Genomic DNA, 13,182 nt, shown 5'->3' with positions numbered 1-13,182 from the left:
GGCGTCGCCGTCGTCGCAGCCCCCGTGCCCCCTGCCTCCGCAGGCCTGACCGGGTGCGGTGTCCGTGGGCCGGTCACAGTCCGAACAACCGGGCCGCGTTGTCGTGGCACACCGCCCGCAGCCACTCCCGGCCGAGGTCCAGACGCTCCAGCGCGTGCAGCTGGTGGAGGTACGGATAGGGGATGTTGGGGAAGTCGGAGCCGAGCAGGATCCGGTCGCCCAGGTCCGCGACCCGGGGCAGGTCGCCGTGCGGGAACGGCATGAACTCCTCGGTGAAGTCGGTGAACGCCATCGTCGTGTCCAGCCGCACCTCCTCGTACCGCTCGGCGAGGCCGAGGAAGTCCGCGTACTCGGGCATCCCCATGTGCGCCACGATCAGCCGCAGCCTCGGGTGCCGCGCCAGCACCCGCGCGATCGCGTCGGGGCCGGTGTGCTTGCCGGGCGCGGGACCGGAACCGCAGTGGATCACCACGGGAATCCCGGCGTCGGCCAGCAGTCCCCAGGTCCGCCGCAGGAGTTCGTCGGCCGGGTCGTACGCCCCCACCTGTACATGCGCCTTGAAGACCCGGGCGCCCCCTTCGACGGCCTCGCGGACATAGGTCTCCACGCCCGGTTCGGGGTACAGGGTCGCGGTGTGCAGGCAGTCCGGGGTACGCCGGGCGAAGTCCGCCGCCCACGCGTTCAGCCACGCCGCCATGCCGGGCTTGTGCGGGTAGAGCATCGCGGTGAAGGCCCGGACGCCGAACTCCCGGAGCAGGGCGGTGCGTTCCGCCTCCTCCTGCCGGTAGGTGATCGGCCACTCCAGTCCCCCGAGCAGGGGCCCGTTGGTGTCGAAGTAGTTCCAGACCTTGTGCAGAACCCGCTCGGGCATGAAGTGCGTGTGGACGTCGACCAGTCCGGGCAGCCCGAGCCGCTCCTGGAACCGGCGTACCTCGGCGGCCTCCGCGGGGCCGACCGGTGCTGTGCGGTGATCGTTCATACCGCCACGATCGGTGCTGGTGAACGCGGAGTCCAGCCCCGGTCCGGCCCGGTTCCGGCCACGTCCGTTCCGCCGTGCGGACGGCACCCCGTCGCGCGGGGCACCGTCCGCACGGCCCGTCAGACGGTGCCGCGTGCGGCCGTCTCCCCTCGGGCCCCGGCCCGGGCGGCCCTCAGGACAGATAGCCCTCCACCTCGGACGCCGGACGGACAGTCGCCTCCGTCGGGTCCTGTCCCGCCGCGACCCTGGCCCGGCGCTGCCGGAGCAGGTCCCAGCACTGGTCGAGTTCGGTCTCCAGGTGTGCCAGGCGGGCGTGCTCGATCGTCCCGTCGGTCTCCTCCTGCGCGAGGCGCTCACGCAGGTCCCTCTCCTGGCTGATCATTTCCGTGATGCGGCCGAGTATCCGCTGCTCGGCCTCGGCCTCTGATCCCGTCATGGCTGCCTCTTTTCCGGACGACGGAGTGGATCGCGACAACGACAGGGCGCACGCCGTTCGGTCCGCCCCTCTCCCCCACCTTCTCCCACTCGGCCCCCACCCGCATCGGTCGGTCGACCGTATCTGTGTGGCCGGCGGGTGCCGGGTGTACGGTGACCGGCGGAAAGCGGTTGCCGAGAGCCGGAAGCGCAGGGAGGACCATCGCCGATGGCGTCGACGTCGGAACGACCGCTCGACCACCGCTACCGGGGCGAACATCCCGTCCGCACCCTGCTGTACCTGTTGCGCGCCGACCGCCGCAGCCTGACGGCTGCGGTCCTCGTGTTCACCGTCAAGCACAGCCCCGTCTGGCTCCTGCCGCTGATCACCGCGTCGGTCGTCGACACGGTCGTGCAGCACCGGGAGATCTCCCGGCTCTGGACGGCCGTCGGGACCATCATGGCGATCCTGCTGGTCAACTACCCGCTGCACGTGCTGTACGTGCGGCTCCTCTACGGCAGCGTCCGCCGTATGGGCACCACGCTGCGCTCCGCGCTGTGCACCCGCATGCAGCAGCTGTCCATCGGCTACCACTCCCGGGTCAGTGCCGGTGTCCTCCAGGCCAAGGTCGTACGGGACGTCGAGACCGTCGAGCAGATGGTCCAGCAGACCGCCGAACAGGGTCTGGGCGCGCTGACCGTGCTGACCGGCGGGCTGGTGATCATCGGCGTCCGCACACCGGAGTTCCTGCCCGTCTTCCTCGTCGTGGTGCCGGGCGCGACGGTGCTCGTGGCCCGGCTCCGGTCGCGGCTGCGGGCGCACAACGAGCACTTCCGGCACGAGGTGGAGACGCTGTCCTCCCGGGTGACCGAGATGACGCGGCTCATCCCGGTCACCCGCGCCCATGGCCTGGAGGGCAAGGCGCTGCGCCGCATGGACGGCACCCTCAGCAGGCTGCTCACCTCCGGGATGCGTCTGGACCTGGTCAACGGCCGGTTCGGTTCGCTGGCCTGGGTGGTCCTCAACGTGATCGGCGTCGCGGTGCTCGCCGCCGCCGCGCTGGTGTCGTACTACGGCGTGTGGGGTGTCTCCGCCGGTGACGTCGTCATGCTCAGCGCCTTTCTGACCACCCTCACCAACTCCACGACGACGCTCACGAGTCTGGCCCCGGTCGTCACCAAGGGACTGGAGTCGGTGCGTTCGGTCGGCGAGGTGCTGCAGGCGCCCGAACTGGAGGACAACGAGGGCCGGGCGGAGGTCACCGCCGTCCGCGGCGCCGTCGTGTTCGACCGGGTCGGCTTCGGCTACGAGGACTCCGGCCGCGAGGCCGTCGCGGACTTCACCCTCGACGTGGTGCCGGGCGAGACCGTCGCCCTGGTGGGCGCCTCGGGCGCCGGCAAGTCCACCGTGCTCAACCTCGTCATAGGGTTCATCCGGCCCACCGCCGGCCGGCTGCTCCTGGACGGCACCGACATGAGCGGCCTGGATCTGCGCACCTACCGGCGGTTCGTCTCGGTCGTCCCGCAGGAGTCGATCCTCTTCGACGGCACGGTCCGGGAGAACGTCGCCTACGGCATGGAGGACGAGGCCGACGAAGGGGCGGTTCGCGCGGCGCTGCGCGACGCCAACGCGCTGGAGTTCGTGGACGAGCTCCCGCTGGGTCTGGACACCGTGGTCGGCGAGCGCGGCGCCCGGCTCTCCGGTGGGCAGCGCCAACGTCTGGCCATCGCCCGGGCCTTGATCCGTGATCCGCGGGTCCTGGTGCTGGACGAGGCCACCTCGGCGCTGGACACCCGCTCGGAGGCGCTGGTGCAGCAGGCCCTTACCCGTCTGCTGCGCGGCCGTACCACCTTCGTGGTGGCCCACCGGCTGTCCACCGTGCGCGGTGCCGACCGCATCGTGGTGATGGACGACGGCCGCATCCGCGAGATCGGCACCCACGAGGAACTGCTGCACCGGGGCGGTGCCTACCGCGCACTGCACGGTGGCCAGGTGGCCTGACCGGAGGAGCCCGGGACGCGCGGTCCCGGCGTTTTGGTCCGCGGAATCCGGCTACCGGCATGCGGGAGACCGGGGCGACCGCGGGCGGCTCTGGTGACGGACTCGAAGAGAGCGCGGCGCCCGCTCACGGCATGCTGGAAACATGATGGTGCTCGCCGTGCTCTTCGCCGTCCTGGGTGCCGTCAGCAATGCGACGGGCACGGCCTTCCAGCGCAAGGCGGCATCGGCCCTCCCCGGCAGGGGCGGGGTGCGCCTGCTGCTCGCCCTGACACGGCGACCCGCCTGGGCCATCGGCATCGCCGGTGTCACGGGGGCGGCGGTGTTCCAGGCGCTGGCGCTGGTGAACGGACCGATGGCGCTGGTCCAGCCGCTGTTCATGCTGGAGCTGCCGTTCGCCCTGCTGATCGCGGTGCCGCTGCTGCACCGGCGGCCGAACCCGCAGGGCTGGTGGGCGGTCGCGGTGGTGGTGGCCGGCCTGGCGCTCCTGCTCGGCGCGGCGGCCCCGTCCGGCGGCCGGGAGCAGGCGTCCATGCAGCGCTGGATCCCGGCCCTGGCGCTCACCGTGGGCGTCATCGTCGGCGCCGTGGTCCTCGAACGGTCCTCGTCGTCGCCGCTGTTCCGGGCGGCGGCCCTGGCGTCGGGTGCGGCGGTCGGCAACGCGCTGACGGCGGCGCTGATGAAGTCGGCCACCGGCCGGCTCGCCGACTCGGGCCTGCGGGCCTTCCTCACCACCTGGCAGACCTACGGCTTCGCGCTCGCCGGCGTCGCGGCACTGCTGCTCCTGGAGAACGCGCTGCAGGCCGGTCCGCTCGTCGCCTCCCAGCCCGCGCTGACGATCGGCGACGCGGCGGTGAGCCTGCTCCTGGGCGTCGCCCTGTTCGGCGAGTCGGTGCGCACCGGCTGGTGGCTGCTGCCCGAGCTGCTCGGCGCCGGGCTGATCGCGTGGGGCGTGGTCCGGCTGACCCGCGTCGTCCCTCACCTGGCGGACGTCGTGCACTGAGAGGCCGTGGGGTGGGGGCCGGTTCAGGTGCCGTCGGCGGTGAGCCTCGGGGCGGCGGTGACGATCGCGTGCACGGTCTCGGCGACCAGGCGCCGGTCCAGGGGTGCCTCGTCGAAGGCGCGGTGCATCGGCCAGCCCTCGATGAGCGCGTCGAGCGCCCGGGACACGCCGGGCGTGAAGTGCAGGGCGAGGCTGTCCCGGCTGCGTTCGAGCCAGGTCCGGGTGGTCGCGGACACCGCCTCGTTGTGGTTGGCGTACGCGTACATCTCGAAGATGAGCGTCATGTCGCGTTCCGTGGCGTACGCCGGTCCGCAGATCAGCTCGACGACGGCCGCCTCGGCGTCGGCCCTGGAGGCGGCCGACTGCAGACTCCGCCGGTAGAGCTGGGACATGGTGTCGGACAGGCGGGCGAAGGCCTGCGCCAGCAGGTCCGCCATGCCGTCGAAGTAGTAGGTCAGCGAGCCGAGCGGGACCTGCGCCCGCGCCGCGATCTTGCGATGGGTGGTCGTGTGCACCCCGCCCTCGGCGATCACGTCGAGGGCCGCATCCAGAATGCGCTCCTTGCGTCCGGGGTCGTTCGGGATCTCGCGTCGTGTGCCGGTCACGCCCTCAATCTGCCACGGGTCGACCGGCCCCGGGTGTGTACGGTCGTACAGCGCAGTGTGTACATTCGTACAGACTCATGCAGGGACCCATCGGGCACATCTGGAGCCACCACCCATGACCGCCGACCCCGCCCGGCGTCGTACCGCCGTCTTCGTCCTGTTCTTCGCACCCGGCCTGACCATCTCCTCCTGGGTCACCCGCACCCCGGACGTGCGGGACCTGCTCGGTGCCTCCACCGCGCAGATGGGGCTGATCCTGTCCGGGCTCTCGGTCGGCTCCATGGCGGGCATCCTGTGCTCGGGCGCGCTGGTCGCCCGCTGGGGTGCCCGGCTCGTCGTACTCGCCGGCACGGCGGCCATCGCCGCGGGTGCCGCCCTGATCGGCGTCGGAGCCGGCGCCGGCGCGGACCTCGGTGTCGCCCTGGGCCTCGGACTGTTCGGTCTCGGCATGGGCGGCGGCGAGGTGGCCCTCAACGTGGAGGGCGCGGAGGTGGAGCGGCTGCTCGGCCGCTCCACGATGCCCGCCATGCACGGCTTCTTCAGCCTCGGTACCGTCGTCGGCGCGGTCGCCGGCATGTGTCTGACGGCTGTCGGCTTCCCGGTGCTCGTCCACCTCGTCACGGTCGCGGCCGTGGTCCTGGCGGCACTCGCCCTGGTCATCCGGAGCGTCCCCGCCGAGGTGGGCCGGCGGACGGCTGCCGAGCGCCGCGAGCGGGGCACGGCACGGGCCGCCGCGGTGTGGAAGGACCCCGCGCTGCTGCTCATCGGCTGCGTGATCCTGGCCCTCGCCATGGCCGAGGGCACCGCGAACGACTGGCTGCCGCTGGTCATGGTGGACGGTCACGGTTTCGACGCCGCACTCGGCTCGGCGGTGTACGCCGTGTTCGCGGCCGCGATGACCCTCGGACGCTTCGTCGGCGGACGCTTCGTCGACCGGTTCGGACGGGCGGCGGCACTGTGCGGGAGCGCGCTCGTGGGGGCCTCGGGACTGGCCCTGGTGATCTTCGTCGACAACCAGGCCGTGGCGGCTGCCGCCGCTGTCCTGTGGGGTCTCGGGGCGTCGCTCGGGTTCCCCGTCGCGCTCTCCGCGGCGGGCGACTCCGGTACCGACTCCGCCGCCCGCGTCGCGCTCGCCGCGACCGTCGGCTATGTCGCCTTCCTGGTGGGGCCGCCCTCCCTCGGCTACCTCGGTGAGCGCTTCGGGCTGCGGCACGCGCTGATCCTGGTGCTCGCCCTGGTGGTGGCCGCCGTGTTCGCCACCCCCGCGGCCCGCTCGTCGCGGGAGGCACGGGAGGCACGGGAGGTGGAGCCGGCCCGCGGGTGAACGCCCGTACCGGAGCCGGCCACCGGTCCCTCGCCGGTGACGGCCGGAGCGGCCCGCCGCCACCGCGCGGGTCACCGTGACCGTCACGCGCCGGACAGGACCCCGGGGTGTGACCGGCGGGCCGCCGGAAGACGTCGGGGAACGCGCCGGCCGACGGCCACCCGAAGGCGTGGGCCGCCGCCGTCGCCCGGAGCGGGAGCGGTGACGCAGCCGCCGTCGGTCGGGCCGTCCCCCGGCTCCGCCGAGCGGCCGGTCCTCAGGCCGTCCAGACACGGTCGGCGTAGTCGAGGAAGTTGCGGCCGAGGATCTTCTCGATGCGTCCGGAGCGGTAGCCGCGCTTCTCCAGGAGGCGGATCAGGTCGCGGAACTGCTCGACGCCGCGCAGGTCCACGACGAAGGGGTAGGTGTCCGCCCGCTCGCCGGCCGCGCCGACGCCGGCCGCCCGGCGGGCGGCGACGTGTTCGGCGAGAGCCGCGCGGTAGGCGTCGAGGTCGTCCACGGCGGTGACGCTGCCGTCGGTGCCGATGCCGACGTGGTCCTCGCCGCAGACGTCGACGGCGTGCACGATGTGGTCCACGACGTCGGCGGCGGTGGCGTGCCCGGTCGGGTTGAGGAAGGGCATGAAGTAGATGCCGACGAACCCGCCCCGGTCGGCGACCAGGCGGAGTTCCTCGTCCGTCTTGTTGCGCGGCAGGTCGGCCAGGGCACGGCAGCCGGTGTGGTTGACCGACACCGGCTGCCGGGAGTACCGGGCCGCGTCCAGGCAGGTGTTCTCCCCGCTGTGCGAGAGGTCGACCATCAGGTGGTGGTGGTTGAGGGCGTCGACCACCCGGCGGCCGAACGGGGTCAGGCCCCGGTTGGCGGCGGCCATGGATCCGTCACCGAGGTGGTTGGCCTGGTTGTAGGTGAGCTGGACGATCCGCACACCGGCCTCCGCGAAGCCCGCGACACGGCTGTCCACGAGGGCGGGGTCCTCGCCGACGGCGACGGCGTTCTGGAAGCCGTAGATGACGCCGATCCGCCGCTCACGGTGGGCGCGTCGGATGTCGGCGGCCGTACGGACCTTGAGCAGGTCGGCCGGGTGGGCGTCGAGGATCGCGTCCCAGACCGCTATCTCGTCGAGTGTGTGCTCGTACGGCGGCAGGTCGCCCATGGTGTAGCCGAGGGTGATGTTGACGGCGGTCAGGCCGGAGGCCCTGGCCTCGGCGATCGCCCGGGCGTCGACGGCGAGTTGACCGCTGTCGGGGTTGAGCTGCGTGGCGGCGGCCCGGGCGGCGGGAGTGTTGGGGTTGTCGAGCTGTCCCAGCGCGTTGACGATCATCGGGTGGGCGAGGGCGGTCACCGGGCGTCCTTCTCGAAGTCGGCGCGGTCGAAGCGGCGGCCGCGTTTCACGGTGAGGGTGAGGGTGCGCAGGTTGGCGATGTCCCTGAGCGGGTCCTCGTCCAGGACCGCGAAGTTGGCGAGCTTGCCGGCTTCGACGCTGCCCATGTCCGCCTCGGTGCCGGCGGCCCTGGCGCCGACCAGGGTCGCCGAGCGCAGGACGTCGGCGGCCGGGATGCCGCATCGGTCGACGAGGAAGGCGAGTTCGCCGTAGAGCGCGGGGAACGGGTCGGCGAGGTCGGTCTCGACATCCGTGCCGGTGCACACGCCGACTCCGGCGCGGTGCGCCTGTGCTGTGACCGCGGCTGCCAACTCGGCGTTACGGCGGGCGCGTTCGGCGGACTCGGCGGTGTCTCCCCGGAGTTCGTCGCTGGTCCACATGGACGCGGTGGCGTCGAGAACGGTCCCGCGGCGGCGCATCTCGGCGAAGAGGGCGTCCAGTTTCGCGTCGTCGCCCGCGGCGAAACGGTCGTGGTCCACCGGGGGTTTGGTCCGGTAGCTGCTCAGCGGCTCGGTGGGGTCCTCGAAGGGGAGCAGGGTGACGTGGGAGACACTGTCCACGCCCGCGCCGACGACCTCGCCGGGCCCGGCCGGGAAGACGGCGGCGTGCGCCCAGACGGCGATGCCCTGCCGGTGAGCCTCGGCGGTGACGGCGGCGACGGTCGCGGCGTCCAGGTCGGCGTAGACCTTGATCGCGGCGGCGTGGGTGCCACGGGCCAGGGCGACGGCGATCGTGAGGTCGGTGCCGGGGGTGACGGCCTGCATCCAGGGGACGGCGCCGGGCACGGCACCCCGGCAGACCTCGTGGGTGCGCGGGTCGTCGAAGAAGGAGGGCCCGGCCATGAGCGCCGCGTAGCGGATGTCGGGGCCGGGGATCTCGCCGACCAGGGCGGCCCGGGCGAGGTCGCCGATCTGCCGCAGGTCGTCGGCCATGTCGCGGACGGCGGTGACCCCGCTGTGCACCAGGCGCCGGAGCACCGCCTCGGCCACGGGCCGGTCCGGCGGGGTGGCCAGGTGCTGGTGGGTGTCGATCAGGCCGGGGACCACGAACCGCCCGGCGAGGTCGACTCGGGGTGCGCCGGCCGCGACCGGGGGCAGCGGGTCGCCGTCCCCGGTGACGGTGTGGATCCGGGCGCCGTCCGTGACGATCGTGGTGTCCGGGCGGGGCCGGGCACCGGTGCCGTCGAAGAGGGTGGCGCCGCGGTAGACCGTGACGGTTCCGGCGGGTGGTGCGGCCCAGGGGGTCGGGGCACCCGGGGGCAGGTCGGTCATGGTCACCTTCGGTCCGCGAGATCGTGTGCTGTTACGCTCTACGTAACAGCTGTTTCGTGTGATGAAAACGCAAAGTACTGTACTCCGTGACCGGCGGATCACCGCAAGGACCCGGACCGGACAGGTCAGCGCCCGGACGCCGCGGCCCGCGGCCGCACCGTGGACGAGAGGGAAGAACCGCCGTCATGCCCGTCTCACCCCATGCCGCGGCACCGTCCAGGTCCGCCGTGGACAAGGCGCTCGACCTGGTCGAGGCCGTTTCCCGCGCACCGCACCCGGTGCGGCTGACCGATCTGGCCGCCGAGGTGGGCCTGCACCGCGCCACCGCCTACCGGATCCTGCTGGACCTGGTCCGGCGGGGCTGGGTACTGCGGGCCGGTGACCGTTATCTGCCCGGTGCCGCCGTGCTCCGGATGTCCGCCTCGGCCGCGGGTAACTCGCTGACCGCGCTGGCCCGTCCGGTACTGGAACGGTTGTCCGCCGCGACCTCGATGATGGTCAACCTCCAGGTGCTGGAGGAGGGCGGCGCCCGGGTGATCGACGTGGTCAGGCCCGAGCGGCTGGCCATGATCAGCCACTTGCGGGACGAGTTGCTGCCGCTCCGGCGGTTCGCCGGGCCGCTGGCCCTGGTCGCCGCGCTGGAACCGGACGCGAGGAGGAGGTGGCTGGCCGGACTTGCCGAGAACGCCGCCGACGTGGCGAGGGAGTTGGCCGAGGTGGAGCGGACCGGTGCGGCCGTGGAGCGCGGCCGTAACGACAAGCTGGTCGCCTCGGTCAGCCGGGCGGTGGTGGCCGACCCCGGCGCGCCGGTCTGCGCGGTGACGGTCGTAGGGCCGGACGCCGAGTTCGACGGGCCGGGACTCGCCTTTGTGGAGCGGGAGCTGCGCGCGGCCACCGACGAGTTGGTGACGGCCCTGACCGCCGGGGCGCCGGAGGCGGGCCGGTGAGCGGCATGCTGGTTCTGGACCGCCGCCAGACGGCCGCCGCGCTGCGCCCGGACGCCGTCCTGGACGCGGTGGGCCGGGCCCTGGTCTCCGTCGCCCGCGAGGAGGTCTCCGTCCCGCCGCGGATCGCCGCACTCACCCCGACCGGCCTGCTGGGCGCGATGCCCGGTTGGGTCCCGGGGCTCGGGGCGGCCGCGAAGCTGGTGACCGTGACCGCCGATCCCGGCCACCCCGGACGCAGCTTCCACCGGGGTCTGGTGGCGCTGTTCGACGAGCACGACGGACGGGCGCTGGCGCTCGTGGACGGCGAGCCGCTGACCGAGGTCCGCACCGCGGCGGTCGCCACCCGCGGCGCACTGGCACTGGCGGTACGGCCCGGCCTCGGCCGGGTGGCCGTGGTCGGGACCGGCGCGCAGGCACGCGCTCAGCTGGCGTTGCTCGCGGCGGTGCTGCCGGGGGCCCGGGTGACGGTGGCCGGCCGTGACCCGCTGCGGGCCCGCGCGGCGGCCGCGCTGTTTCCCGGCGCCCGGGTCGCCCCCGGTGTCGAGGACGCGGTGCGCGCGGCCGACGTGGTGTTCTGCTGCACCGGCGCTACCGCGCCCGTCATCCGCCGCGAGTGGCTCGCTCCCGGCACCCATGTCTCGTCCGTCGGCGGCTCCGGGGGACCCGAACTGGACGCGGGGACCGTGCGGGACGCGATCCTGTTCGCCGAGTGGACCGGCGCGGCCGGCTCGCCCCCGCCGGCGGGCGCCCATGAATTCCAGGACCTCGCCCCCGGACGGCCGTTGACCCTCCTCGGGTCCGTCCTGGACGGCACCCGTCCCGGCCGGGACGGTGACACCGACGCGCTCACCGTCTTCAAGTCCACAGGCCACGCGGCTCTCGACGTCGCGGCGGTCCGGGTGGCCTACGAGGTGGCACTCGAACAGGGCTGGGGCGTGCGCGTGGACCTGTGACGGGCCGGACGGCAGCCCCGGCGTTCGGCGGGAATCCCCCGCCCCACAGCCTTTATTTCACACTACACCTAGATGCATAATGCCGTTATGGAGAGCGTCGCGGGGTCGCCGGAGCAGTTGATGATCGCCGTGGAACAGCTGGTGCGCCATGTGCGGCACAGCGCCACGGCCGGCGGGCTGAGCACCGCCGCCTCCTCCGCGCTGGCCCGGCTCGGCCGCGAGGGTCCGCTGCGGCTGACCGAACTGGCCCGCGCGGAAGGCGTCTCACAGCCGGGGATGACCCAACTGGTGGGCCGGCTGGAGCGCGCGGGGCTGGTGACGCGCAGCGCCGACGCCACCGACGGCCGCGGCGTCCTCGTGGAGATCACCCCTGCCGGCCTCGACGTCTTCCGGCAGCGGCGCGCCGAACGCGCCGACGCGCTGCGGGAGTTGATCGGGGAGCTGACCGAGCCCGAACAGCGGGCCGTCCGCCTCGCCCTGCCCGCCCTGGCCCGGGCGATCGAGGAGCGCCGGGCCCGCGGCTGAACCCCCCGACGCCTCCCCCAGGCTGTCCCGTCCGTCCGCATCCGGAGAGAGGACCGTTGATGAGTGCTTCGCACCCGAGGACCGCGAGCCCGTTCAGGCAACCGAAGGCCGTGTGGGCCGTGGCGTTCGCCTGTGTGATCTCGTTCATGGGCATCGGTCTGGTGGACCCGATCCTGCCCGCCCTGGCCACGAGTCTGCACGCCTCCCCCAGTCAGGTCTCGCTGCTGTTCAGCAGCTATCTGATCGTGACCGCGGTCGCGATGCTGATCGTCGGCTGGGTGTCCAGCAGGATCGGCGCCAAACGCACCCTGGTCACCGGGCTGGCGATCATCGTGGTGTTCGCCGCCCTCGCCGGCACGTCCGGCTCGATCAACGGCATCGTCGGCTTCCGCGCCGGGTGGGGGCTGGGCAACGCCCTGTTCATCGCCACCTCGCTGGCCGTCATCGTCGCCTCGGCGAGCGGCGGATTCGGCGGCGCGATCATCCTCTACGAGACCGCCCTGGGCCTCGGCATAGCCGTCGGCCCCCTGCTCGGCGGCGAACTGGGCGCCATCAGCTGGCGGGGTCCCTTCTTCGGGGTGGCCGTCCTGATGGCGATCGCGCTCGTCGCCACGCTGGCCTTCGTGCCGGCGCCGCCCAAGCCGGAACGCCGCACCTCGCCCCTGGCACCGATCGCGGCACTGCGTCACCGCGGTCTGCTCACCATGGGCATCATGGCCCTGCTCTACAACTGGGGCTTCTTCACGATGCTCGGCTACGCGCCCTACCCGATGGAGCTGGACGCCCATCAGCTGGGACTCGTCTTCACCGGCTGGGGTCTGCTGGTCGCCGCCTTCAGCGTCTTCTTCGCGCCGCGCCTGCAGGCCCGCTTCGGCACCGCGCCCGTGCTGTACGCCAACCTCGTCGGCCTCGGCGCGGTGATGGCCGTCATCGCCTCCGGGGTCGACACGCCGACGGTCGTGATCGTCGCCGTCATCGCGTCCGGGATCTTCATCGGCATCAACAACACCCTGACCACGCAGGCGGTGATGGTGGTCTCCCCGGTGGAACGACCGGTGGCCTCCTCCGCGTACGGGTTCCTGCGGTTCATCGGCGGCGGCCTGGCCCCGTACGTGGCCGGCAAGCTCGCCGACGCCACCGATCTGAGCGTGCCGTTCTACCTGGGCGCCGGCACCTTCCTGCTGGCGATTCCTGTCCTGGCCAGCGGACACCGGCTGCTGAGCGAGGCCGAGTCCCGCCTGGGCGGCGGGGAGCCGGTCGCCCCGGCCCTGACGCCCGTCGGGCGCCGGGTCGCGGACGGCACCGGACCGGTCGTCGTGGCCGTCGGCAGCCACGAGCGGGCCGCGGCCATCGTCGACGCGGCCGCCCGGCTGGCCCGGGACACCGGCAGCCCGCTGGAGGTGGTGCACGTCCAGCGGACCGCCGTCGTCGAGGAGCAGGCCGCGGACACCGAGACCGCCGAGGAGGCCCGGGCGGCCGTGACCGCCCATCTGGACCGGCTGGCCGCGCAGGGGTTCCCCGCCACCGGGCAGGTCCTGGACAGCGTCGGTGATCACGCCGCGGCGGGGCGGGTGCTGGCCCGGCACGCCGCCGACGTCCACGCCCGTGCGGTCGCCGTCGGACGTTCGCCGCGCGGTCCGCTCGCCCAGTTCACCGACGGCAGTCTCACCACCGCGCTCGCCCACGCCGCGACCTGCACGGTCGTACTCGTCGACCCGGCCGACGCGCCCGTGCGGCTGACGGCGTCCACCCTCGTGGAACTGCGCGACACCCCGGCATGA

The 13,182-nt window shown here is 73.3% G+C and carries 12 protein-coding genes; 7 read left to right on the top strand and 5 right to left on the bottom strand.

The window, feature by feature from the left end; all coding sequences use genetic code 11:
* Nucleotides 1–73 precede the first annotated feature (73 nt).
* On the bottom strand, nt 74–979 hold the full coding sequence (locus ACZ4O3_RS37600; RefSeq protein ID WP_467726683.1) for an amidohydrolase family protein: 906 nt from the start codon (nt 977–979) through the stop codon (nt 74–76).
* A 172-nt stretch (nt 980–1,151) separates the two neighbouring features.
* The gene (locus ACZ4O3_RS37595) at nt 1,152–1,415 is read right to left on the bottom strand and encodes a DUF2630 family protein (protein WP_362715166.1); all 264 of its coding nucleotides are present in this window, start codon (nt 1,413–1,415) and stop codon (nt 1,152–1,154) included.
* Between the two features lie 207 nt (nt 1,416–1,622).
* On the opposite strand from ACZ4O3_RS37595, the gene ACZ4O3_RS37590 reads away from it, so the two are divergent.
* Both ACZ4O3_RS37590 and ACZ4O3_RS37585 read left to right on the top strand, forming a co-directional pair.
* On the top strand, nt 1,623–3,395 hold the full coding sequence (locus ACZ4O3_RS37590) for an ABC transporter ATP-binding protein (protein ID WP_362715169.1): 1,773 nt from the start codon (nt 1,623–1,625) through the stop codon (nt 3,393–3,395).
* A 142-nt stretch (nt 3,396–3,537) separates the two neighbouring features.
* Nucleotides 3,538–4,395, top strand: a complete 858-nt coding sequence (locus ACZ4O3_RS37585) for a DMT family transporter (protein WP_467726681.1) — start codon at nt 3,538–3,540, stop codon at nt 4,393–4,395.
* A 23-nt stretch (nt 4,396–4,418) separates the two neighbouring features.
* Here ACZ4O3_RS37585 and ACZ4O3_RS37580 read toward each other — a convergent pair whose 3' ends face one another.
* Nucleotides 4,419–5,000, bottom strand: a complete 582-nt coding sequence (locus tag ACZ4O3_RS37580; RefSeq protein ID WP_362732581.1) for a TetR/AcrR family transcriptional regulator — start codon at nt 4,998–5,000, stop codon at nt 4,419–4,421.
* Nucleotides 5,001–5,115: 115 nt separating this feature from the next.
* On the opposite strand from ACZ4O3_RS37580, the gene ACZ4O3_RS37575 reads away from it, so the two are divergent.
* Nucleotides 5,116–6,324 (top strand): MFS transporter, encoded by a 1,209-nt coding sequence (locus ACZ4O3_RS37575; RefSeq protein ID WP_467726679.1) that lies wholly within the window; start codon nt 5,116–5,118, stop codon nt 6,322–6,324.
* A 256-nt stretch (nt 6,325–6,580) separates the two neighbouring features.
* On the opposite strand, the gene ACZ4O3_RS37570 is transcribed toward ACZ4O3_RS37575, so the two are convergent.
* Complete coding sequence (locus tag ACZ4O3_RS37570) at nt 6,581–7,666, bottom strand: dipeptidase (protein WP_467726678.1); 1,086 nt, start codon at nt 7,664–7,666, stop codon at nt 6,581–6,583.
* On the bottom strand, nt 7,663–8,976 hold the full coding sequence (locus tag ACZ4O3_RS37565) for an amidohydrolase family protein (RefSeq protein WP_467726676.1): 1,314 nt from the start codon (nt 8,974–8,976) through the stop codon (nt 7,663–7,665). Before ACZ4O3_RS37565 ends, ACZ4O3_RS37570 begins: the two co-directional genes overlap by 4 nt.
* 185 nt (nt 8,977–9,161) lie before the next feature.
* Between ACZ4O3_RS37565 and ACZ4O3_RS37560 the strand changes: the two genes are divergently transcribed.
* From ACZ4O3_RS37560 to ACZ4O3_RS37545, 4 genes are all read left to right on the top strand, one after another.
* Nucleotides 9,162–9,923, top strand: a complete 762-nt coding sequence (locus tag ACZ4O3_RS37560; protein ID WP_362729349.1) for an IclR family transcriptional regulator — start codon at nt 9,162–9,164, stop codon at nt 9,921–9,923.
* A gap of 5 nt (nt 9,924–9,928) precedes the next feature.
* Entirely contained in the window at nt 9,929–10,876 is a 948-nt protein-coding gene (locus tag ACZ4O3_RS37555; protein ID WP_467726674.1) for an ornithine cyclodeaminase family protein, read from the top strand.
* A 72-nt stretch (nt 10,877–10,948) separates the two neighbouring features.
* Nucleotides 10,949–11,401, top strand: coding sequence for a MarR family winged helix-turn-helix transcriptional regulator (locus ACZ4O3_RS37550; RefSeq protein ID WP_384997349.1), 453 nt, complete (start codon nt 10,949–10,951; stop codon nt 11,399–11,401).
* A gap of 59 nt (nt 11,402–11,460) precedes the next feature.
* Nucleotides 11,461–13,182, top strand: a complete 1,722-nt coding sequence (locus ACZ4O3_RS37545) for an MFS transporter (RefSeq protein ID WP_467726673.1) — start codon at nt 11,461–11,463, stop codon at nt 13,180–13,182.

It is taken from the genome of Streptomyces sp. NPDC026515 (genome assembly GCF_055567595.1).
Note: the sequence above shows the minus strand (reverse complement) of the source record. Positions and strands in the feature narration are given on the sequence as shown.

What these genes read in the sequence shown, in the direction of transcription:
- ACZ4O3_RS37600 (WP_467726683.1), bottom strand. Translation starts at nt 979, where the DNA reads ATGAACGATCACCGCACAGCACCGGTCGGCCCCGCGGAGGCCGCCGAG.
- ACZ4O3_RS37595 (WP_362715166.1), bottom strand. Translation starts at nt 1,415, where the DNA reads ATGACGGGATCAGAGGCCGAGGCCGAGCAGCGGATACTCGGCCGCATC.
- ACZ4O3_RS37590 (WP_362715169.1), top strand. Translation starts at nt 1,623, where the DNA reads ATGGCGTCGACGTCGGAACGACCGCTCGACCACCGCTACCGGGGCGAA.
- ACZ4O3_RS37585 (WP_467726681.1), top strand. Translation starts at nt 3,538, where the DNA reads ATGATGGTGCTCGCCGTGCTCTTCGCCGTCCTGGGTGCCGTCAGCAAT.
- ACZ4O3_RS37575 (WP_467726679.1), top strand. Translation starts at nt 5,116, where the DNA reads ATGACCGCCGACCCCGCCCGGCGTCGTACCGCCGTCTTCGTCCTGTTC.
- ACZ4O3_RS37565 (WP_467726676.1), bottom strand. Translation starts at nt 8,976, where the DNA reads ATGACCGACCTGCCCCCGGGTGCCCCGACCCCCTGGGCCGCACCACCC.
- ACZ4O3_RS37560 (WP_362729349.1), top strand. Translation starts at nt 9,162, where the DNA reads ATGCCCGTCTCACCCCATGCCGCGGCACCGTCCAGGTCCGCCGTGGAC.
- ACZ4O3_RS37555 (WP_467726674.1), top strand. Translation starts at nt 9,929, where the DNA reads ATGCTGGTTCTGGACCGCCGCCAGACGGCCGCCGCGCTGCGCCCGGAC.
- ACZ4O3_RS37550 (WP_384997349.1), top strand. Translation starts at nt 10,949, where the DNA reads ATGCATAATGCCGTTATGGAGAGCGTCGCGGGGTCGCCGGAGCAGTTG.
- ACZ4O3_RS37545 (WP_467726673.1), top strand. Translation starts at nt 11,461, where the DNA reads ATGAGTGCTTCGCACCCGAGGACCGCGAGCCCGTTCAGGCAACCGAAG.